The organism is Butyrivibrio hungatei (assembly GCF_001858005.1).
Classification (GTDB): domain Bacteria; phylum Bacillota; class Clostridia; order Lachnospirales; family Lachnospiraceae; genus Butyrivibrio; species Butyrivibrio hungatei.
Window position 1 is genome coordinate 2,501,987 of sequence record NZ_CP017831.1, and the last position, 22,388, is coordinate 2,524,374.

18 protein-coding genes, 7 tRNA genes and 1 riboswitch are annotated in these 22,388 nt (G+C 40.8%); of the genes, 6 read left to right on the forward strand and 19 right to left on the reverse strand.

The genetic code is table 11. The annotated features are described in order from the left end of the window. Positions 1-2: 2 nt before the first annotated feature. A complete protein-coding gene (locus tag bhn_RS11580; protein WP_071176845.1) occupies positions 3-1,025 on the reverse strand; it encodes a LacI family DNA-binding transcriptional regulator in 1,023 nt (340 codons plus the stop codon). A gap of 386 nt (positions 1,026-1,411) precedes the next feature. On the opposite strand from bhn_RS11580, the gene bhn_RS11585 reads away from it, so the two are divergent. The 3 genes from bhn_RS11585 (at position 1,412) to bhn_RS11595 (ending at position 5,236) form a co-directional block, all read left to right on the forward strand. Next, on the forward strand, positions 1,412-3,856 hold the full coding sequence (locus bhn_RS11585) for a GH36-type glycosyl hydrolase domain-containing protein (protein WP_071176846.1): 2,445 nt from the start codon (positions 1,412-1,414) through the stop codon (positions 3,854-3,856). Between the two features lie 128 nt (positions 3,857-3,984). After that, positions 3,985-4,764 carry a murein hydrolase activator EnvC family protein gene (locus bhn_RS11590; protein WP_071176847.1) on the forward strand — a complete coding sequence of 260 codons (780 nt, stop codon included), beginning with the start codon at positions 3,985-3,987 and terminating at the stop codon, positions 4,762-4,764. A gap of 16 nt (positions 4,765-4,780) precedes the next feature. Beyond that, on the forward strand, positions 4,781-5,236 hold the full coding sequence (locus bhn_RS11595) for a bactofilin family protein (protein ID WP_071176848.1): 456 nt from the start codon (positions 4,781-4,783) through the stop codon (positions 5,234-5,236). 221 nt (positions 5,237-5,457) lie between these two features. On the opposite strand, the gene bhn_RS11605 is transcribed toward bhn_RS11595, so the two are convergent. Then, complete coding sequence (locus bhn_RS11605; protein ID WP_071176850.1) at positions 5,458-5,742, reverse strand: YerC/YecD family TrpR-related protein; 285 nt, start codon at positions 5,740-5,742, stop codon at positions 5,458-5,460. Between the two features lie 274 nt (positions 5,743-6,016). Between bhn_RS11605 and bhn_RS11610 the strand changes: the two genes are divergently transcribed. Continuing rightward, positions 6,017-6,217 (forward strand): cold-shock protein, encoded by a 201-nt coding sequence (locus bhn_RS11610; protein WP_013281837.1) that lies wholly within the window; start codon positions 6,017-6,019, stop codon positions 6,215-6,217. A gap of 169 nt (positions 6,218-6,386) precedes the next feature. Here bhn_RS11610 and hisA read toward each other — a convergent pair whose 3' ends face one another. From hisA to bhn_RS11635, 5 genes are all read right to left on the reverse strand, one after another. Next, a complete protein-coding gene (gene hisA, locus bhn_RS11615; RefSeq protein ID WP_071176851.1) occupies positions 6,387-7,160 on the reverse strand; it encodes a phosphoribosylformimino-5-aminoimidazole carboxamide ribotide isomerase in 774 nt (257 codons plus the stop codon). 42 nt (positions 7,161-7,202) lie between these two features. Next, complete coding sequence (gene dapB / locus bhn_RS11620) at positions 7,203-7,958, reverse strand: 4-hydroxy-tetrahydrodipicolinate reductase (protein WP_071176852.1); 756 nt, start codon at positions 7,956-7,958, stop codon at positions 7,203-7,205. 1 nt (position 7,959) lies between these two features. Further along, positions 7,960-8,850, reverse strand: a complete 891-nt coding sequence (dapA, locus tag bhn_RS11625) for a 4-hydroxy-tetrahydrodipicolinate synthase (protein ID WP_071176853.1) — start codon at positions 8,848-8,850, stop codon at positions 7,960-7,962. Positions 8,851-8,952: 102 nt separating this feature from the next. Further along, a riboswitch (Lysine riboswitch) is annotated at positions 8,953-9,125 on the reverse strand. Between the two features lie 76 nt (positions 9,126-9,201). Then, positions 9,202-10,476 (reverse strand): metallopeptidase TldD-related protein, encoded by a 1,275-nt coding sequence (locus bhn_RS11630; protein WP_071176854.1) that lies wholly within the window; start codon positions 10,474-10,476, stop codon positions 9,202-9,204. Positions 10,477-10,490: 14 nt separating this feature from the next. Further along, positions 10,491-11,924 (reverse strand): TldD/PmbA family protein, encoded by a 1,434-nt coding sequence (locus bhn_RS11635; protein WP_071176855.1) that lies wholly within the window; start codon positions 11,922-11,924, stop codon positions 10,491-10,493. A gap of 207 nt (positions 11,925-12,131) precedes the next feature. On the opposite strand from bhn_RS11635, the gene typA reads away from it, so the two are divergent. Next, the gene (gene typA, locus bhn_RS11640) at positions 12,132-13,964 is read left to right on the forward strand and encodes a translational GTPase TypA (protein ID WP_071176856.1); all 1,833 of its coding nucleotides are present in this window, start codon (positions 12,132-12,134) and stop codon (positions 13,962-13,964) included. Positions 13,965-14,030: 66 nt separating this feature from the next. Here typA and bhn_RS11645 read toward each other — a convergent pair whose 3' ends face one another. Then, on the reverse strand, positions 14,031-14,663 hold the full coding sequence (locus bhn_RS11645) for a YigZ family protein (protein WP_071177519.1): 633 nt from the start codon (positions 14,661-14,663) through the stop codon (positions 14,031-14,033). A 127-nt stretch (positions 14,664-14,790) separates the two neighbouring features. On the opposite strand from bhn_RS11645, the gene bhn_RS11650 reads away from it, so the two are divergent. Further along, positions 14,791-17,493 (forward strand): transglycosylase domain-containing protein, encoded by a 2,703-nt coding sequence (locus bhn_RS11650; RefSeq protein WP_071176857.1) that lies wholly within the window; start codon positions 14,791-14,793, stop codon positions 17,491-17,493. Between the two features lie 311 nt (positions 17,494-17,804). Here the strand turns inward: bhn_RS11650 and bhn_RS11655 are convergent, their stop codons facing one another. From bhn_RS11655 to bhn_RS11705, 11 genes are all read right to left on the reverse strand, one after another. Next, complete coding sequence (locus bhn_RS11655) at positions 17,805-19,169, reverse strand: MATE family efflux transporter (RefSeq protein WP_071176858.1); 1,365 nt, start codon at positions 19,167-19,169, stop codon at positions 17,805-17,807. A 94-nt stretch (positions 19,170-19,263) separates the two neighbouring features. After that, positions 19,264-19,344, reverse strand: a tRNA-Leu gene (locus tag bhn_RS11660). Positions 19,345-19,400: 56 nt separating this feature from the next. Then, positions 19,401-19,473: transfer RNA gene (locus tag bhn_RS11665), tRNA-Lys, on the reverse strand. 45 nt (positions 19,474-19,518) lie between these two features. Continuing rightward, positions 19,519-19,590: transfer RNA gene (locus bhn_RS11670), tRNA-Gln, on the reverse strand. Between the two features lie 45 nt (positions 19,591-19,635). Beyond that, positions 19,636-19,709 (reverse strand) — tRNA-His (locus tag bhn_RS11675). A gap of 100 nt (positions 19,710-19,809) precedes the next feature. Beyond that, positions 19,810-19,883, reverse strand: a tRNA-Arg gene (locus bhn_RS11680). A 63-nt stretch (positions 19,884-19,946) separates the two neighbouring features. After that, positions 19,947-20,017: transfer RNA gene (locus bhn_RS11685), tRNA-Gly, on the reverse strand. A gap of 77 nt (positions 20,018-20,094) precedes the next feature. Further along, positions 20,095-20,169 (reverse strand) — tRNA-Pro (locus bhn_RS11690). Between the two features lie 108 nt (positions 20,170-20,277). Then, entirely contained in the window at positions 20,278-20,760 is a 483-nt protein-coding gene (locus tag bhn_RS11695; protein WP_071176859.1) for a metallophosphoesterase family protein, read from the reverse strand. Between the two features lie 21 nt (positions 20,761-20,781). Then, the gene (gene rdgB / locus bhn_RS11700) at positions 20,782-21,402 is read right to left on the reverse strand and encodes an RdgB/HAM1 family non-canonical purine NTP pyrophosphatase (protein WP_071176860.1); all 621 of its coding nucleotides are present in this window, start codon (positions 21,400-21,402) and stop codon (positions 20,782-20,784) included. Further along, positions 21,399-22,385, reverse strand: coding sequence for an N-acetylmuramoyl-L-alanine amidase (locus bhn_RS11705; RefSeq protein ID WP_071176861.1), 987 nt, complete (start codon positions 22,383-22,385; stop codon positions 21,399-21,401). Before bhn_RS11705 ends, rdgB begins: the two co-directional genes overlap by 4 nt. Between the last annotated feature and the right edge of the window lie 3 nt (positions 22,386-22,388).

A 22,388-nucleotide genomic window follows, 5' to 3' on the forward strand; every position in this document is an offset into this window, starting at 1 on the left:
ACTTAATTTTTGTTTGCAATATTCAGAATTGATTCGCCTTCATCAAGTTCCCCTTCAACTGTTATATGTTCTATAAGAGTTCCTTTAGGGTTATTGATCAGGTCTATCAGTTTGGTAGCCGCCAGGCTTCCTATCTCTTCGGTATCCTGTACCACGGTAGTAAGTCTAGGACTGATCCTTCGGCTTATGTCAATTCCGTCATATCCTGCTACAGATACGTCTTCCGGAATCCTGAGCCCTCTCTGTCTAATTGCATTCAACCCTCCAAAGGCTGCAAAGTCATCAGGATAAAGGATACAAGTTGGAGGATCTTTTAAATCAAGCAATTTGTTGGTCATGGCAAAAGCTGAATCAGTATCTCTATACGGGCTTGCCACTACATACTCATCAGGAATCGTCACTTTGAAATCCTGCAAGGTCTTATAGAAACTTGATAATCTCCCCTGGGTTACCGCAGATTCCAAACCGTGAATGTAAGCAATCTTTCTATGACCTCTTTTATATATGTAGGAAACGAGTTCCCTCATACCGCTAACATTATCAGAAACAATTGAGATCCTGTTACTAAACATATAGTCAATTGTCACAACAGGAATATTGCTCTTGATAAGTTCCTCTACCTGTGGATCCGTAAAATCTACGCAGGCGATCATGACACCATCAAATCCTCTATAAATTGCGTGAGATAAATATGACATGTTGTTAGCTCTTGTCTTATCTCCATTTATAAAAGTGATGTCGAAGCCACTTCTCTCAGCTCTTTTCTTGAAGCTATCAAGCACATGTGAAAAGTAGTCGTGAGTCAAGCCACTGTTCGCCTCATCTACAAATAGGACGCCTATGTTATTAGTTTTATTTGTCTTAAGCGCCTGTGCAGCAGCATTAGGATGATATCCCAGCTTTTCAGCAACTTGCCTAACGTTTTCTTTGGTCTCTTTGCTTATATCGCTGTGATCATTAAGCGCCTTGGAAACCGTAGCTACTGAAACCCCGCAAGCCTTAGATATGTCCTTTAGTGAAACCATTCTTTTTGTCTTACAACCTTTACTTAAATCACTTAATCGTTTTCGCACTTTCAATATACATCAATTTGACACCTAAATCAAGTATAGCTGTTATTTTTTTGTGCATGTTTTATATTTTTGTTTGGTTTGAACAAATTACTTGTCGCTTTTTCATATATATTTCCAAATTTAGTCATTATTTATTAATATTTGATTTAAACGTTTTCGATATGATTCAGCAAACATCAATGTTTTAAGGAAACGTTTATCAGGAAGATGGTTTTTCCGCATAGAATCGCGGTTTTTTAAGGATTTATTTTTGAAATTTTTCTATTGCGCAAAAGATTTATCCCATATATAATGTGTCTAGAAATTTATCTTAAACGTTTAAGTATTAGGAGGTTTATATGAAGTACGGTTTTTTCGATGATAACGCCCGTGAATACGTGATCACCACTCCCAAGACTCCATTACCCTGGATCAACTATTTAGGTAATAAAGAGTTCTTTTCACTCATATCTAATACATGTGGTGGTTACACATTCTATAAGGACGCCAAGCTTCTCAGACTTACCAGATATCGTTACAACAATGTTCCTTATGATAACAATGGTAAGTACTTTTACATCAAAGACCTGAATGAGAATGGTCTTGTTTGGAACCCGGGATGGCAGCCGGTCAAGACAACTCTTGACAGCTATGAGTGCCGTCATGGTCTTGGATACAGTAAGTTTTCATCTTCCAAGAGCAACGTTAAAGCAGATCTTTTAACCTTTGTTCCTATGAATGACAACTGCGAAGTATCTAAGCTTACTATTACTAATAATAAGGATACAGTTGCTAAACTTTCACTCTTCTCTTATGTAGAATGGTGTCTCTGGAATGCAGATGATGATATGAAGAACTTCCAGAGAAACTTAAGCACTGGTGAAGTTGAGATTGCAAACGGTGGTTCAGTTCTTTTCCACAAGACTGAGTACAGAGAGCGTAGAAATCACTATGCTGTATATGGTGTTAACACAGAAGTTAACGGATACGATACTAGCAGAGATGCATTCCTTGGTGCATATAATGGACCTGATTCTCCAGACGTTGTTGCAAACGGCAAGTGCACAAACTCTGTAGCTAGCGGATGGTCACCAATTGCTTCACATCAGATCGATATCGAGCTTGCTCCATCAGAATCCAAGACTTTCATATTCACTCTTGGTTACATCGAGAACCCAGAGGATCAGAAGTGGGAATCTTACGGCGTGATCAACAAGAAACCAGCTTTTGCTATGCTTGATAAATATAAGACTGTTGAGGCTGTTGATGCAGCACTCAAGGAGCTTAACGATTACTGGTCAGAGCTTCTTGGTATCTACCACATCAAGTCTTCTAATGAAAAGGTAGACAGAATGGTAAATATCTGGAACCAGTATCAGTGTATGGTTACATTCAACATGTCTAGATCTGCTTCATATTATGAGTCAGGTATTGGACGTGGAATGGGATTTAGAGATTCTTGTCAGGATCTTCTTGGATTTGTACACCTTATCCCAGATAGAGCAAGAGAAAGAATCATCGATATTGCTTCTACTCAGTTCCAGGATGGTAGCGCATATCACCAGTATCAGCCACTTACCAAGAAAGGTAACTCAGACATCGGTTCAGGTTTCAATGATGATCCACTTTGGCTCATTGCTGGTACTAGTGCTTACATCAGAGAGACTGGTGACATTTCAATCCTTAACGAGATGGTTCCTTTCGACAACGATATGAGCGTTGCTAAGACTCTTATGGGACACCTTAAATGCTCATTTGATTTCACAGCAACTCACAAGGGTCCTCATGGTCTTCCACTTATCGGACGTGCTGACTGGAACGACTGTCTTAACCTTAACTGCTTCTCAGAGCACCCAGGTGAATCATTCCAGACATTTGGTCCTTCAGAAGGTCCTGTTGCTGAATCTGTATTCATCGCTGGAATGTTTGTAAAATACGGCGAAGAGTATGCTCAGCTCTGCGAACTCCTTGGAGATGACGCTGAAGCTAAGCGTGCACGTGAGGAAGTTCAGAAGGTTTATGATGCAGCTATCACAGCTGGCTGGGATGGTGAATGGTTCGTAAGAGCTTATGATGCTTATTCCAATAAAGTTGGTTCAAAAGAGTGTGAGGAAGGTCAGATTTACATCGAGCCTCAGGGCTTCTGCGTACTTGCTGGTATCGGTGTTAAGGAAGGTCTTGCAGAAAAGGCTCTTAAGAGCGTTGAAGAAAGACTTGATACCAAGTACGGTGTAATGATCCTTCAGCCTGCTTATACTAAGTATCACTTAGAGCTTGGTGAAGTTAGCTCATATCCACCAGGATACAAAGAGAATGCTGGTATCTTCTGCCACAACAACCCTTGGATTTCAATCGCTGAAACAGTTATGGGACACGGTGACAGAGCATTCGATGTTTACAAAAAGACATGTCCTGCTTACATCGAAGACATCAGTGAGATTCACTGCACAGAGCCTTATGTATATTCACAGATGGTTGCTGGTAGAGATGCTAAGTTCCATGGACAGGGTAAGAACAGCTGGCTCACAGGTACAGCTGCTTGGACTTTTGTAAACATCTCCCAGTACATCCTCGGTATCTATCCTACTCATAAGGGACTTTCAGTTGATCCATGTCTCCCTTCTGACTTTGGTGATTTTGAATTAACAAGGAAGTACCGTGGTGGTGTATACAACATTTCTGTTAAGCAGAATGGTTCTCAGAAGGGCGTTAAGAAGCTCATCGTCAATGGAAAAGAGCTTTCTGGTAACGTAATTCCTTATGAGGAAGGTGTAAAAGAGTATAACGTTGAAGTAATTATGTAATTACATATTTATGTAAACGAAATAAACCAGTATAAAATCCCCTGCAAGCCGCATAAATTGTGGCTTGCAGGGGTTCTTGCATACTTTGTGGCAATTATGATAAAATAGCTTGTTAGTCGGAGGTGAATATGAGCGCAGAACAAAAGCCCAGAAAGCACAGACACAAGAGGCACTATACCTTTATGGTTATCTCAGGTGACTCAGACGGAACAACAAAGCGTCTCCATCTGAATCATTTTAAAACACAGCTTCTTGCTTACACTGCTTTCGTAGTAGCATTAGTGCTTCTTTGCTACATAATCTTTTCAGCAATGACCATACATAATCTAAAGACAATACAGGCTGAACAGAAGCTCCAGATTGAAGATCTCCAAACTCAGAACAGCACTCTGGAAGCTTCAAACGAAAAACTTGTCACAGAGGAACAGCAATTAAGAGCAGCTCTCAATCTTAGACTTGAGAATGAGCAGCAGTCTGCTGAAGAGGCCGAAACCCTTGCTATTCCATCAGGATTTCCTTTAACAGGAACCGCTTCTATGACAAATGCTGTAGACGACACTAATTCAACTACTATTACAAAGATCACAGATGATAACAAAGACGATGCAGTAGGTAATCCTATCGTTCTTTTTGAAGCAGCATCAGGAAGCAACATCATCGCTGCCGGTACCGGTACTGTTTTGTCTGTGACAACCGATGCCAAATTTGGCAATGCAGTCACTATAGACCACGGAAATGGCTATATCTCTATATACAGGTACTCTGGAGATCCTTTAGTTTCTGAAGGTGATGAAATAGCTAGAGGCAACATTCTTTTTGTTGTAGGCAATGATACCACTTTAGGTTATCAGATAATGCAGGATGACAAGTATGTGGATCCTGAAGAGCTTATAGAGATCAACGGTTAAAATTGGAGGAAATAAAATGTTCGGAAACAAGAAAGACTCTACTGAGGATAATACTCTTTTAGAGCAGGTAGGAACCATCATTGGCCCTGGCGCTGTAATCGATGGTCCTCTTACAACAAAGGATTCAACAAGAATCGATGGAACTATCAAAGGTAACGTAACAGTAAGCGGTGCTCTTATCATTGGCCAAGAAGGCAAGGTTATTGGTACAATTTCAGCTCTTAACGTATATGTAGCTGGTGAAGTTAATGGTAACATCACAGCATCACAGGGCAAGATTGAGATCAGTGACACAGGAAGAGTTATCGGTGACATCACTTGCAAGGGTATCATCATCGACGAAAACGCTGTATTCCAGGGCAAATGTGAAATGACCGGAATCGACAAGAACTCAGCCGAAGTTGCCAAAGAACGTGCCGTAGCAGACAAAGAATCATCTAACGCTTCAGCTTCTGAGGAAGAGAATAAGTAATTTAGGTAGTGGTACCGGACGTGTGATATGGTTTAAAAGCTCGTCTTGAGCTCCATAGTATTTTTTGTAGCTGATGCATAGCATGAAAAAAGACTGGGAAAATTTGCGTTCTGAACGAATGTGAAGCAAATTTTCTCAGTCTTTTTGAATGTTTTATGCATCCTGCAAAAAATACTATAGAGCGAAGGATAAAACTTTATACCATCAAACTCGTAAACCAATCACTGCATTCTTTCGAAGACTAATTCGTAGCCGTCGTCGCCGTAGTTAAGTGAACGGTTAACTCTACTAATAGTAGCTGTAGAAGCTCCTGTTTTTTCTGCAATCTCAAGATAAGTTTTGTGATCTCTGAGCATTGATGCAACTTCAAATCTCTGTGAAAGAGAAAGAAGCTCATTTACTGTGCAAAGATCTTCAAAAAAGCTATAACAATCCTCTTTATTTTGAAGGCATAGTATTGCGTCAAACAGGTGATCTACTGCATCTGTTCTAATCTTCTTGTTCATGTTGCCATTTCCTCCATTCTAGTTTTTTACCCCATCATAATTAACAGTTTTTCGTCTAAAAAACTTTTGTGCTTAAATATTTTAACACTCTAACCTTTTAAAGTAAAGAGGCGACATAAAAAACTCGAAAAAGCACTAAAAATTGTAATGAATGTACGCAAAATACCAAAAAATGCGCTTTACTTTTGGTTTTAACTGTGATAATCTAAATTTGTTGTGGTAGTGTACTATTACAACAGGACGATTATTTTTTATTTTTAGTGGAGGTATTACAATGAACAAAGGTACTGTTAAGTGGTTCAACAACCAGAAGGGTTACGGCTTCATCTCAGACGAGGCTGGAAATGATGTATTCGTACATTATTCAGGACTCAACATGGAAGGTTTCAAGTCTCTCGAAGAGGGCGCTTCTGTAGAGTATGATGTAATCCAGGGCGAAAAGGGACCTCAGGCCGTAAACGTAAACAAGCTTTAATTCCAGGAATTAAGCGCTATTAATCAGACTACAAAGTGCCTTATTCTAAGTATATATATATTTTGAATTTGCAATATTGTACCAATGATTAAGAGAAAAGAGATATCGATTCGATCGATATCTCTTTTTTTCGTTACCCGAAAGGTATCAGTTTTTAGTTAAAAGCATGTCACAGGCAAGCCTTTACTATATCTTCTATTTTCAGTGAGCCGCCAAAGATTTCAAGGGCACTGCCTACTGTTACATCTATATTGTTTTTACCAAGTTTTTTAAGCTGCTTGATATCAGAAATTGAATGTACACCGCCAGCATAGGTGATAGGAAGCTTAGCCCAATCCCCCAATATAGCTGCAACATTCTCTTCTATTCCATTTTGCTTGCCTTCTACATCAGCTGCATGAACAAGTATCTCGTCGCAGTACTCAGAAAGTGTATCAAGAGTCTCAGCACTTAGATCAACATCTGTCATCTTCTGCCATCTGTCAGTTACGATAAAAAATTTATTATCCTGAGCTTTGCAGGAGAGATCAAGAACTATATGCTCTTTTCCAACTACCTTAACAAGCTTCTTTAGATTAGTAAAATTTATCTTGCCATTCTTAAACACATAAGAAGTTACTATGACGTGGGAAGCGCCTGCTTCAAGGAATTCAGCAGCATTGTCAGCTGTGATACCACCGCCAACCTGCAGTAGTCCTGGCGTAGCACCAAGTGCTTCGATCGCCTGCTTTTTGGTTACCTCATAGAAAGGACTATCAACCGGATTTAAAAGGATAATATGGCCTCCAGAAAGCCCCAGCGCCTTATACATATTTGCATAGAACGCCGCATCCTTGGTTGCTACAAAGTTCTCTCTGGCTACATCTCCTTGGTCCTTAAGCGAACTTCCAACTATCTGCTTTACTTTGCCATTATGTATGTCTATACAAGGTCTAAAGTTCATCTGTGGTAAATCCTTATCACTTGTCTAAGTCTACAGTTACATTTAGGCAAGGACATCGCTCATGTCGTACATGCCAGCTGATTTACCAGCAAGATACTTAGCTGCTTCGATAGCTCCTTTGCCAAAAATAGCTCTTGAATATGCTCTGTGTGAAAGTGTTACAACCTCATCATGTCCAGCAAAGATAACATCGTGGTCTCCTACAATTGTACCACCACGAACAGCAGAAATACCTATCTCTTTGACAGGTCTCTTCTCTCTTCTGGTGCTTCTATCATAAACATACTCATACTCATTATTAAGTGACTCATTGATGCTGTCTGCAAGAGCAATTGCTGTACCGCTTGGAGCATCAAGTTTTTGATTATGGTGCTTTTCTACGATCTCGATATCAAAGCCTGCTGCCGCAAAAAGAGGAGATACCTCCTTGAGGACCTTTAAAAGGGCATTTACACCAACAGACATATTTGCTGATTTAAGCACTGCTACTTTTGTAGCTGTTTCTTTTACCTTAGAAAGCTGCTGCTCTGAAAGACCTGTTGAGCACAGTACAACAGGAATATTCCTTGCTACACAGTGATCAAGAAGTCCATCAACTGCTGATGCATTAGAAAAATCAACGATAACATCTGCATCTACATTGCACTCTGCAAGGCTCTTAAATACCGGAAAATCATAATTATTCTCGCCAAAAGCATCTACACCTGCTACTACCTCGATCTCTGGATCTTCTTTTACCAAATCAATGATCACATGCCCCATACGTCCGTTGCAACCATGCATTATCATCTTTGTCATCTTATCTTACCTCCAGACCAAACTTTACCATCTCTTCCTTGAGCTTAGCCTTATTAGCCTCTTCCATCTCTGTAAGTGGAAGGCGAAGTGGGCCAGCCTCAATACCGATCATCTTGAGGGCACTCTTTACAGGGATAGGATTAACCTCTGAGAAAAGAGCCTTCACAAGAGGAAGTGCCTTGAACTGAAGCTCTCTGGCTGCTGCATAGTCTCCATCAAGACATTTCTGGCAAATATCATGAGTCTGCCTAGGTGCTACGTTAGAAAGAACTGAGATAACGCCAAGTCCACCGACTGCCATGATAGGAACGATCTCATCATCATTTCCTGAGTAGAGATCGATGCATCCTTCTGCAAGCTGCATCATTCTGGATGTCTGAGCAATGTTGCCTGTAGCATCCTTAATACCTACGATATTCTTGTGCTCCTTGCAAAGCTTTACAGCTGTCTCTGGAAGGATATTGCAGCCTGTTCTACTAGGAACATTATATAAAATTATTGGAATATTAACTGCATCTGCAACTGCACCAAAATGTGCAAGAAGGCCATTCTGTGTAGCCTTGTTATAATATGGTGTTACCTGAAGGATTCCATCTGCACCGTACTCTTCAGCAATCTTAGAGAGCTTTATTGCTGTTTCTGTACAATTAGAACCTGTTCCTGCTATAACAGGAATTCTCTTGTTTACCTTATCAATACAATACTTCACAACATCCATGTGTTCTTCTTCTGTCATGGTTGCTGCCTCACCTGTGGTTCCGCAAACAATGATAGCGTCTGTTCCGTTCTCGATCTGGAACTCTATGAGTCTTCCGAACTCTTCATAGTTCACTTCTCCGTTCTCTTTGAATGGTGTTGCGATCGCAACTCCTGCTCCCTTAAAAATTGCCATTTTACCCTCCTTCTGGCTTTGGCGCACTATTTGCAATAGAAAAGGCCCATCAGATATTCTGATGGGCCGTACAAATCTAATTACAGCATGTACTAATAATAAGCTGTTGATAGCGCCCCATCTTGCGATGACAGTCATAAAGCTATTTACTTTATGCCCAAGTACTTAGCATACAGGTACTAAGCCTTTCGGCGTATTCACCTTTTGTTCTGCTTCTCCTGTGCCTGACACATCTGCAGAATTACTCATTGAATTACGCAACCTCTATCTCTTGTCTTCAGTTTTTTAAATACTACACCAGCAGTCAAGCACCTGTCAATAGATACGCATTTTTTACCATATTATTGGCAGTTATTCTGCGCCAGCGATGGTTACTCCCTCAATTCTGATAACAGAAGGAACAAGATAACTATCGTACTGCTTCATTTCCTTAGAAAGCTTAACGTCTTTAAGAAGCTCAGCAAGTGAGCCAGAAACAGATCCTCCAGTTACAGCAGTAACCTTATCTCCATCGTGATAGTAAGCAAGTCTGATCTCACCAGCGATATCTCCTGTGATGTCATCTACGCTGAAATCAGAAAATTCAACTGGTTCAAGGTAGCAACCTGTTCTGATCTCAGACTCAGTAGTGTTTCCACCTTCAGCAACGAAGTTTCCTGCAATGAAAGAATCTTTTATTCCAGTATAGTAGCAGTTCTGACAATCTCCCCAGTAATTCTTGGCAACATTATCTACTACAATATCCATATCGTGAACTTCTGCACCTTCTGAATCAACTGCAAAGTTCTTGGATGAATTTGGAAGCTCCTTAAGAGCCTTGATGGTGATCTTATCACCCTTAACGTCAGTGAGGATTTCTTTTCCTATCTCCCAATCTGAATAGCCTGCGTATTTGAGAGCAGCATTCATCTTGATAGCTACCCAAGCGTAGATCTTGGCTGAATCCTCTGTAGAAAATACTACAGGAGCCTTGTTAAGTGCTGGAGTTGGCTTAGTCTCAAGTCTATCCTTACCAGTTTTTAAGGTTTCTGTGATTTCTTTAACCAGGTGATCCTTGTCACAAGTTCCTGCCTTGTACATACGATAGAGCTCGATCTCATGATCCTTATTTCTGGCATTAACTACAACTTCTACCATTGAATTAGGATATGTGATAGTAACATCAATTCCCTCAGAGTTCACAAATCTTCTCTTGCAAGACTCAGCAAAGATCTCGTATGAATTGATGTCTTCACCCGATGTCTCAGGAATCTGCTGCAGGGCCTCGATATAATCCTTAGCCATCTGCTTTGGATCATATTCCTTGTTTGTAACTGCTACCTGCTTTTTATTTAGCTCATAATATGGGTTCTTAACAAAAGAAGCTCTGACGCAAAGATCTGAAATAATCTTTGCAGCCTCTTCTTCAGTTGCAGTAGGCGCGATCTCCTCTGTTGCTTTTCCAAGGAACTTGCCATCCTCAAGCTTCTTATATACAGTAACTGAGATATGTTCTACGTCACGTACTCTGTTCTGATCAAGTTCGTGTTTGATGAAATAGAACTCCCAAGCTTCTGTAACTTTATCTGTAACACTCCAGGCATCAGCACTGGACTTTCTTAATAACTCAATAATCTTATCAGTCATGTCATCCTCCCCATTTAGCCAAGTCTTGCTACTGCCTTAAGATATGGGCCACCATCTGAAACCTTTGCCCATTCCTTGTAGCCTTTGCCACAAGCTCCAGTACCAAATGAAACATAGTCATTACTTGCCATTGAGATTGATCCTAAAAGATCAGGCACATAGCCAGTAAGAACAACTGGTGCTACAACCTTTCCAGTAAGCTTACCATCGATGATCTCATAGCCTCTTGCGATGATACACTGGATTCCCCAATGCTTTGGATCCTCCATTCCAGAGAACATTCCAGATAAAAGATATCCCTTCTTAACTGAAGCGATCATCTCTTCCTTAGTGCTGTTTCCTTTGTCGAACATTGTGTTTGTCATTCTTGTGTAAACCTTATGCTCGAAGTTTTCTCTTTTACCATTTCCAGTAGGCTTGATTCCAAGACGAAGTGCTGCAAGTGCATCGCATACACCAGTCTTGAGGATTCCCTTGTCGATCTCGATAACATCACCAGCAAGAGTTCCCTCATCATCAAAAGCATAGCTGGCAACATCTTTTACGCAGTTCGCACCTTCATGCATTGTTACAAGGTCGGAGCCTACACGCTTACCGATATATTCTGCTCCGAGAGCTCTCTTTTTAACAAACATATCCATCTCAACGCCATGTCCAAAAGCTTCGTGGGCAATAAGTCCTGAAACCTCTGGAGTAGTGATGATCTCATACTCGCCAGGAATAACCTTATCTGCTCCAAGGTTATCCATAAGTTCTTTGTATGACTTATCGATCTCGGCGCTCAGATCATCAAAGATTGATGGACCTTCTCTATCAGATATGCCATTGTAAGCCATATCTGTTCTACCATTTCTAGCACCAACAAGCATGACCGCTCCTTCTGAATAAACGTAGCTCTGACGAAGGTCTCTGTTTGCTGTAAGGAACATCTTACAAACATGTGTAGACTGTGCTCTTAATGTGCAGTCAATAATCTCTTCCGAAAGAGCTACTGCCTTGTCACTAAAGCCCTGAAGTTTCTGCATAAGTGCATTAAGATCAGTTTCTTCTGGGAGCTTTTCTGTTTCCATCTCAACAAAGAGCTCTTCCTTGTCGTCATCAAGCTTAGCAGTATCAAACACTTTAGTATTTGTAGCCTTTAATACCTCAAGCTGAAGGTCAAGAGTACTCTTTATCTTGTCTGCCAATTTATCTACATCATCATTGTCAAACAGGTTAAAAGAATATTCGCTGTAGAGGCCATCTTTGTAAACCCTTACTACAGTTCCTCTCTCTGTCATAAGAGTATTACCTGTAATACTCTTCATTCTCTGTGATGCTGACATGCTAAATCCAACAGAATCTGTTGAAAGAACGCTTACATAATCGTAACTTTTTCCAAGAAGATCAATAAGCTTCTTAAGACCTGGTGCTATACCAGTTAAATATGATGAAAATCTAGCTTTCATTATTGTTCCTCCCCTTTCCATAAACTTTTTCCATTATATGTACAAATGATGTGCCTTAGCAATAGAATTAACATTTTTTTCAAAAAATTCTCATTAATATATGGAAGAGACTGTTTATGAATTTTTTGGTTGAAGAATAAAAAAACGCGTGATATACTACTTTAGTTTGGAAACAGTTTGGTTTTAATTATTTGAGGAGACAGTTTTATGAAACAGACAAGAAATGATGTAAGAAACGTAGCTATCATCGCCCACGTTGACCACGGCAAGACAACTCTGGTTGACGGACTTCTTAGACAGAGCGGTGTATTCCGTGAAGGACAGGAAGTTGTAGAGAGAGTAATGGATTCCGGCGATATCGAAAAAGAGCGTGGAATTACCATCATGTCCAAGAATACTGCTATCACATATAAAGATATCAAGATCAACATCATCGACACTCCTGGTCACGCCGATTTCGGTGGTGAAGTCGAGCGAGTTCTTAAGATGGTTAATGGTGTTATCCTTGTAGTTGACGCTTTTGAAGGACCTATGCCACAGACTAAGTTCGTTCTTGGCAAGGCTATGGACCTTGGTCTTCCAGTTATCGTATGTATCAACAAAATTGACAGACCAGAAGCTAGACCAAATGATGTTATCGACGAAGTACTTGAGCTTCTTATGGACCTTGGCGCAGATGACAATCAGCTTGATTGCCCATTTGTATTCGCATCAGCTAAGGCAGGAACATCTTCTCTTTCACTTGATGAGCCTGGTAAGGATATGAAGCCACTTCTTGATACTATCATCAATTACATCCCTGCTCCTGTTGGTGATCCAGATTCCAGCACACAGGTACTTATCAGCACTATCGACTACAACGAATACGTTGGACGTATCGGTGTAGGTAAGGTTGATAATGGTGTTGTTAGGGTTAACCAGGAAGTTGTAGTAGTCAACCACCACGAGCCAGAGAGACGTATCAAGACCAAGATCAGCAAGCTCTATGAGTATGAAGGACTTGGAAGAGTTGAAGTTCAGGAAGCTAAGATTGGTTCTATCGTAGCTATTTCTGGTATCGAAGATCTCAAGATCGGTGACACACTTTGCTCAGTTGATAATCAGGTTGCTATCCCATTCCAGAAGATCTCAGAGCCTACAATCTCAATGAACTTCATTGTTAATGACTCTCCTCTTGCTGGACAGGAAGGTAAGTTCGTAACTAGCCGTCACCTTCGTGACAGATTATATAGAGAGCTTAATACAGACGTTTCACTTCGTGTAGAAGAGACAGATTCAACAGACGTATTCAAAGTTTCAGGACGTGGTGAGCTTCACCTTTCAGTTCTTATCGAGACAATGCGTCGTGAAGGTTTTGAGTTCGCAGTAAGTAAGGCAGAGGTTATCTATCACACTGATGAAGCCGGCCACAAGCTTGAGCCTATGGAGAAGTGCTACATCGATGTTCCTGATGAGTTCTCAGGAAGCGTTATCCAGAAGCTTGGCGAGAGAAAGGGTGAGCTCGTAAACATGGGCGCTGGTAACGGCGGATATACACGTATCGAGTTCAGCATCCCATCACGTGGACTTATCGGTTACAGAGGTGAGTTCATGACAGATACTAAGGGTAACGGTATCATCAATACTATTTTTGACGGATATGCTCCATACAAGGGAGATATGAACTATCGTAAGACTGGTTCTGTTATCGCATTTGAGACTGGTGAAGCTACTGCTTATGGTCTTTTCAATGCTCAGGACCGTGGTACACTCTTTATCAAGACTGGTGACAAGGTTTACTCAGGTATGGTAATCGGTACAAGTGGTAAGTCAGAGGACGTTGAGGTTAATGTATGTAAGACCAAGCACCTCACAAACACAAGAACATCAGCTTCTGATGAAGCTCTTAGACTTGTTCCACCTCGTGTAATGTCACTGGAGCAGTGCATCGAGTTCATTGATACAGACGAGCTTCTTGAGGTTACACCTACAAGCCTTCGTATCAGAAAGAGAATCCTTGATCCTACACTTCGTAAGAGAGCTGGATTCAAGAAGCAGTAATTTTACTTATAATATAAGCCTACACCTTAAGGGTGTAGGCTTTTTGATTGTCGTATTATCTGAAGATCAAAGTCTGTAATAATCTTTGTCCCCTTCTATTATCTGAAGCTGGCCTTCACATTTTTGTGTGAGACCACTTTTTATCTTGTCGAGATCACACTCTTTTACGCAGATATCAAACTGAACATTTGCTTCATATCTGGATTCTGCAATAGAAATATCATTCTGTCCAAGATAATACTGAACATTGTTGACCATGTTGTAGCCAACTTCAATAGTCAGCTTCTGAGCATAGACCATCTCTCCCACTTCGCAGTTTGCGATTCCAGCCTGGGCTGCCTGAGTATATGCTCTGACAAGGCCGCCTGTACCAAGAAGTACCCCTCCAAAATACCTGGTTACTATAACCAGCGTATTGGTAAGTCCTGCGCCAGTGATGACCTCCAAAATAGGCTTTCCTGCAGTTCCTGAAGGTTCACCGTTATCACTGCATCTTGTGTTCTCGCTGTTCTTACCAATAACATAGGCATAGCAGTTATGCCTTGCATCCCAATACTTCTTGCTGATCTCTGCAATCTTTTCCTCAGCCTGTTGCTGACTCTCTACTGCAAAGACATTTGCAATGAATCTGGATTTCTTTTCTACGATCTCACCAGTTCCGTCTGAAATTACTACTTTGTACGATTCTAAATTACTCATGAGCAAAATTATAACAGATTTAGCCTGCATATGTTACAAATCTTAATTTTAAAGCCCTTTTCTTTATTATATAGGGGATGTATGATATACTAACTTGGTTAAAATGGATTTAAAGTGAGGTTTTTATATGAATTTTGGTAAAAGAGGTATCGTTAAACAAGCGAAAACGCTTAACTCCGGTACCAGCAAATGGGGTAAAAAGCTCAGCCTTTTTGGCTTATATATTATGCTTTCTCTTATCATCGGACTTGTGATCATAGGAGCAAGCGCAGGTATTGGTGTATTCAACGGCATCATTGCTACTGCACCTGATATCGGTAATATCGACGTTACTCCTTCAGGATTCTCTACTTTTGTATATGATACAGATGGCAATCAGATTGCTAAACTTGTATCTACTGACTCTAACCGTATTCCAGTTACTATGGATATGGTTCCAGAGAATCTTACACATGCCTTTGTTGCTATCGAGGATGCGCGTTTTTATGATCACAATGGTATTGATATTCAGGGTATCATCCGTGCTGCCGTTAGAGGTATTACAAGTGGTCACTTCTCTGAAGGTGCTAGTACGATTACTCAGCAGCTTTTAAAGAATAACGTCTTCTCCGGTTGGACCAATGAGTCCAAGCTTCAGAGTGTTAAGCGTAAGATTCAGGAACAGTACCTTGCCATTCAGCTTGAAAAGAAAATGTCTAAAGAGGACATTCTTATCAACTATATGAACACCATCAACCTTGGTTCTAATACTCTTGGTGTTCAGGCTGCATCACTTAGATATTTCAATAAGCCTGTTAGTGAACTTACTCTTTCAGAATGTGCGGTTATCGCTGGTATTACGCAGAACCCTAGTAAGTTCAATCCTATTACACACCCAGAAAAAAATGCTGAGCGTCGTAACAAGGTTCTTAAAAACATGCTTGAACAGGGATATATTTCACAGATTGAGTACGATCAGGCTATGGCTGATGATGTATATTCCAGAATTCAAAATGTTAACCAGGAGACAGGTGGAGACGATACAGTTAATTCTTACTTTGTAGATGCTCTTACCAATGAAGTACTTGAGGACCTTATGGCAGCTGGCTATACAGAGACTCAGGCTTACACACTTCTTTACAGCGGCGGTCTTAAGATCTACTCCACTCAGGATCCTAAGATTCAGAAGATCTGTGATGATGTTTATCTTGACGAGAGCAACTATCCAGAAGGAACCAAATACCTTCTTTCTTATAAGCTTTCAGTTCAGTCTGCTGATGGAACAGTAACTAACCACAGTAGTGAAATGTATTCAGCATATTACAAAGAGCAGAACAAGAACTTCAATATGCTCTACAGTTCAAAAGAAGATGCTGAAGCTGCTATAGAGGCTTACAAAGAAGCTGTAATGACCGAAGGCGATACAGTACTTGCTGAGAGGATCGATCTTACTCCTCAGCCTCAGGTTTGTATCACTATTGAAGAACAGAGCACAGGTTATATCGTAGCAATGGTTGGTGGCCGCGGAGAAAAGACCGCCAGCAGAACACTTAATAGAGCTACTGATTCATACAGACAGCCAGGATCAACATTTAAGGTTATTTCAACCTATGCACCTGGTATTGATAGCGCAGGCCTTACTCTTGCCACAGTATTTAATGATGCCCCATTTGCTTATTCAAACGGAACACTTGTTAGAAACTGGTGGGGATCAGAATACAGAGGTCTCAACAATGTAAGAACAGCTATCAGAGATTCTATGAACGTAATCGCAGTTGAAGCTATCACTCTTATCACTCCTCAGCTTGCGTTTGACTATCTCAAGAACTTTGGCTTCACAACTCTTGTAGAGCACGAAGTCATAAATGGTAAGCCTTTCTCAGATATCCAGCAGGCAACTGCACTTGGAGGACTTACAAAGGGTGTAAAGAACTACGAGCTTAACGCCGCATATGCCGCTATTGCAAACGGTGGTGTATATATCGAGCCTAAGCTTTATACAAAGGTTGTAGACCATGACGGAAACGTTATCCTTGATAATACAGAAGCTAAATCAAAGCGTATCCTCAAGGAGACAACAGCATTCCTCCTTACAAGTGCAATGCAGGACGTTGTAAACGGTGGTACTGGTTCATCTGTTAACTTTGGTACTACTGCTATTGCAGGTAAGACAGGTACAACATCTGATTACGTAGACGTTTGGTTTGCAGGCTACACTAACTACTACACAGCAACTACATGGACAGGTTACGACAACAACGCCAAGATGAAAGATCCTGCTGAAAAGAACTTCTCCAAGACTATGTGGCGTAAGGTTATGTCCAAGATACATGAAGATCTTCCATACTCATCATTCTCAGTTCCTGATGGAATTGTTTCTGCTACAGTATGTTCTAGATCCGGTAAACAGCCAATTGCTGGGCTCTGTGACGGAACTCTTTACACTGAGTACTTTGAGGAAGGCACAGTACCTACAGCAAGCTGTGATGTACACTATGCTGGTACAATGTGTGCTATTGATGGTCTTCCAGCTACTGAGAACTGTCCATTCAAGACAACAGGTGTATTTGAGCTTACTCCAGAAGTTCCACCAGCACTTCAGTCAGGATTTGTAGATTACACACCTGCTAACTCAGCATATACTACTGTTACAGATGAAAACGGAAACACAACTCAGGTACTTAATACTTGTCACCATACATATGAATTTATGATGCAGGAAGGTATTGATGGTATCTTAGCTCAGGAGCAAGCCGCAGCACAGGCTGCTGCAGCTCAGGCCAATCCAGAAGCAGCCGCTGAACAACCACCAGCCGAAGCAGTACCAGAGGATGTAGCAGCTGGTAATTAATTCGGACGCTGGGATAGACATTAGTAAAAGCCCTACTTCTCTCCGATATTTTTTCAGGATACATAAGACATTCAAAAATCCCCCTTAGATTTATTTCATGTTATTCAGAACATAAATCTAAGGGGGATTTTTTCATGCCATGTATCTGCTGAAAAAATAAATCGTTCAGTAGAGCTTTAACTAATGCCTATCTCAGCTGTCTGGTATAAATAATCAAGCTTCAAGTATTCTATTTACTTAATGACTATTTTCTTATTAACTATTTTTTATTATCTAATAAAAATGTGTTTTGAATTTAATTAAGTAAGAGTTTATCTAATATTCTTTTTTCTAGTGTAATAAATGAAATAGAAGAAGAATAAGACTGATGTGGTTATCCAGGTAAGTGGATAGCTAAATTCTACAGTTTCTACTGTTTTGCTTATAGGGAAGGCAATAAGTATCCAGGCTACACGAAGGATGCAAATACCGCCTAACGTGATGATCATTGGTACAAATGCTGTTCCCATTCCGCGGAGGACTCCGGAGAAGACTTCCACACCGATGTAAGTGAAATAAAAAGGTGCAAGGAAGCGTATCATCTGGATTCCTACATAGATTACGTTGACGTCTTCTACGAAGATTCTAAGCAGGAAGTCGCCGTGCCAGTACAATAAGTAGCTAAGAGGAATTGTTATTGTAAGAGCTATGATAAAGGCTGTTCTCATGCTCTTATGCACTCTATCATATTTGCCCGCACCAAAGTTCTGACCTGCAAAGGTTGTAACCGAAGTGCCAAGACTGCTTATGGTCATCCAGAACAGAATATCTATCTTTCCGTAAGCTGCCCAGGCTGCTGTATACTCCTTACCAAGTTCATTGATAGATGTCTGTATCAACATATTTGAAAGGGTGTACATAGTTGACTGAATACCTGCTGGAAGGCCTATGCGAATTATACGCCTTAGCATGCCCATATCGAGGCGTATTTTATTTATGGCTAGTTTATACGTGTCATTACTTTTAACCAGCATAATGAGGACGATAATAGCGCTAATCAGCTGACATAGTATTGTTGCAACAGCGACACCAACAACACCCATGGTAACACTGACTTTTCCCATACCAAGTCCAATGACAAAAAACATATCCAGGATGATATTTGCAAAGCAACTAATGATAAGCACTATCAGAGGCCTCTTAGAGTCTCCTACAGCCCTTAAAATACCTGCCCCCATGTTGTATACAAGGTTTGGTATCATGCCAATGAAATAGATCCTTAAATACACTGCTGAAGCATCTACAATCTCTGATGGTGTCTTCATGATATCAATGACCCATCCCGCTGTAGCAAGGCCTATAACTGTAATAACAGCACCTCCTAAGATAGCCAGAGCAATAGCTGTATGAACTGCCTTAGAAACCTCTTCTGTGCGGCTTGCCCCATAGAACTGAGCAATTACAACTGTCGCACCAGATGAAAGTCCAATAAAGAAACCAACAAACAGATTCACAACTGTTGCTGCAGATCCTCCTACAGCAGCTAGTCCATCAGGGCCAACTACTCTACCTACTATAACGGCATCAACTGTATTGTATAACTGTTGAAAAAATGCCCCGAGCATCAGAGCAAAGAAATATGATAACATACTGGTCCAGATAGGACCATTTATGACTTTATTCTTGGTACTTTCCATAATTTAGATCTCCAAATAAAAAAACAACACACTACTATTATTACGCAAAAAAAATGTGGAAAGCAATACACTTCCCACCTAATCATAAACAAAATGCGGATGACAGGACTTGAACCTGCACGTCGGGGACACTAGAACCTAAATCTAGCGCGTCTGCCAATTCCGCCACATCCGCATAATACTTGCCGTTATGTAATTAAAACCTCGGAAAATTTCCAAGGTTTTAAATAATGAGACATGGGGGATTCGAACCCCCGACAACTTGATTAAAAGTCAAGTGCTCTACCACCTGAGCTAATATCCCATATCATATTTGTACTTCTTCGGTGCATAACTCCGTCACACCTAGCTGGGCTAGCCGGATTCGAACCGTCGTATGCAGCAGTCAAAGTGCTGTGCCTTACCGCTTGGCGATAGCCCAAGATTGTAAGAGCTTTGCGCATCTCGCTGGAGCAATTACAAATAGGGTGGCTAGTGGGACTCGAACCCACGGTCTCCAGAACCACAATCTGGCGCGCTAACCAACTGCGCCATAGCCACCATAATAAACAAAAAGGGATTTGTACTATTCCATATTTGCTAATCAAGTACAACCCCATGGCTTACACATGATAAGATTTTAATCTTCCAAGTGTTCAAATGTGCCCGAAGGGATTCGAACCCCCGACCCACGGCTTAGAAGGCCGTTGCTCTATCCAGCTGAGCTACGGACACATGTAACAGATACTTATTGTAAAAGTGCTCTGTACCCAAGCATCGTATCAAGTACTTTGCTCAAGCGGGTGATGGGAATCGAACCCACGTATCTAGCTTGGAAGGCTAGTGTTCTACCATTGAACTACACCCGCATGTAAATCACATTCTATATGTAAATTAAGAAACTCACCGGCTTTAAGAAAAATCAACCAGTGATATTTCTTAAAAGTCGGGGTGACAGGATTCGAACCTGCGACCCCCTGCTCCCAAAGCAGGTGCTCTAGCCAAACTGAGCCACACCCCGTCTCGCTTTGCGTTATGCCCTAAGCCGTAACGCGAGATTTATTATATAATGATTTTCACTACAATGTCAACACATTTTTTCAAGTTTTTTCTAAGTTTTTTTGCGTTCTTATAAGTACTTTATTTCATATTCTATTTCATGGTTATCATCCACTGAAAGCACGATATAGCTTGGTCTTCGGCCCTCCTGCCTTGGGTAAGAAAGACTGCCAGGATTGAACACATACACTCCGCCAATAATTTTTGCCACCGGTTTATGTGTGTGTCCAAAACAAATAATATCTGCTCCTCTTGAAATTCCTTCGCTCCTAATATACTCAAGATCCATACTTACCATGTAGTTATGTCCGTGAGTTACAAAAAAAGTGTGGCCATCAAGTTTAAACTCCAGCTCTCTACTCAAGTTCGAGAAAAAATCGTTATTGCCTGCAACGAAATAAACCGGACAATTTGCAGCAAGCGCATACTTGCCTTCAGAGCCCTCAAAATCTCCGCAATGGATGATTCCATTTAATGGCTCTTCTATGTCCAAAACGTCATAAAAATTATCATCTCTCCCATGTGTATCACTAACGATCAAGTACTTACGCATTCCAAAACTCCCCGCTGCCTTTTATGATATCTTTTCCCTCAGAAGTTTCTCCATCTCCCTAAGTGCCTTACCTCTGTGGCTGATGGCATTCTTCTCCTCCGGAGAGATCTCTGCACTGGTCTTTCCATATTCAGGCAAATAGAAAATAGGATCATATCCAAAACCATTTTCTCCGGCTATTTCATAGCCTATTCTGCCCTCAATGGTACCAAGTGTTGAGAGACTGCTTCCATCAGGTAAAAAAGCTGATATAGCGCAAACAAACCTGGCTGTACGCTTTTCATCAGGAACACCATTTAATCTTTCGATGAGATTGTTGTTCTTTTCTGTATATGATGTATCTTTTCCCATATATCTAGCTGAATAGATTCCAGGTTCCTTGTTAAGATAATCGATCTCAAGTCCAGAATCATCTGCAAGAACTATAGTTTCTGCTGCCTTTTCCGGTTCTTTTGCCTTGAGTTCTTCATATACCGCCTTAGACTTGATAAGAGAATTCTCAGCAAATGTTGTACCGTTTTCCTCTACATCACCTTCCACTCCTGCTTCCTTCATGGAAAGGATCTCTACTCCAAGATCTCCTAATATCTCGCGGATCTCAATCATTTTATTCTTGTTTCCAGTAGCAAATACTATTCTCATTTTTTCTCCTCAAAAGCCTCCAGGATTGCCTGATACACTCCCTCAGCTATTTTTTTACTATCATCAGCGCCGGAGTAATCTTTGCTTATTTCTACTCTGGCTGCTGGAACTTTTGTACAGCAAAGGACCTGATCACTTCCGTCATCCTCAAACACGCCTTCAGCTGAAGCGCCTAACTTATATGCACAGTTTTTTTCAAGGATATTGGCAAATTCGGCGTTATTAAAGTCTCTCAGGAAATACTGCCCGTTGTAAAAAGACGATACACCCTTTCCACCAAGCTTAAGCTCCACAACAAAATCCGCCCCGCTATCCTTTATAAGAGCGCATCTTTTCTCAATATCAGCTTCATCATCAGAAAGTCTCGTGTAATAAAACTTGATATTATTGTCATCGTCTGTTGTTGCAATGCCGCGTACAGCAAGGGACATATCAAGAAGGGCCCGACTATTTCCTGCCCCCTCACTTTCACAGTCCACAACTACTATATTTTCATACATATCTTTTGGTTTTGCAAAAGAAACTTCTATAGTGCTGTTTTCTGTTAGAGAGCTGGCATTTGCGTATAAACCGTCAAATTTAAAATCCAGACAAACGCTTCCCGTGTCATTCTCAGCATAGCAAACAGCGCTTTCTAAGATATCAAGATCCGTCAGAACCGCGTTATCAAGGTAAAACCCTTCTTCGCGGCTCTCAATGTAGATCTTGAGTTCGTGATCGATATATTTATCTTCAAGAATGATATCATCAGAGCTGACAGTCTTAGCAAGCGGAATAATGAGCTTACCGGATTGACTATCCGTAACATTCCTGTCTATGAGAATGTTGTAGGAATCCTCAGCATTTCCTCTATCCACATGAGTTCCTGCAGCATCTGTGATCATAATATGCTTGGTTGCTGATCTTTGCAGCATCACAGCAATAGAAACTACCCCAAAGACGGCTGTTCTGATCGCCATCTTTTTCATTTCCGAATTATTCATTAT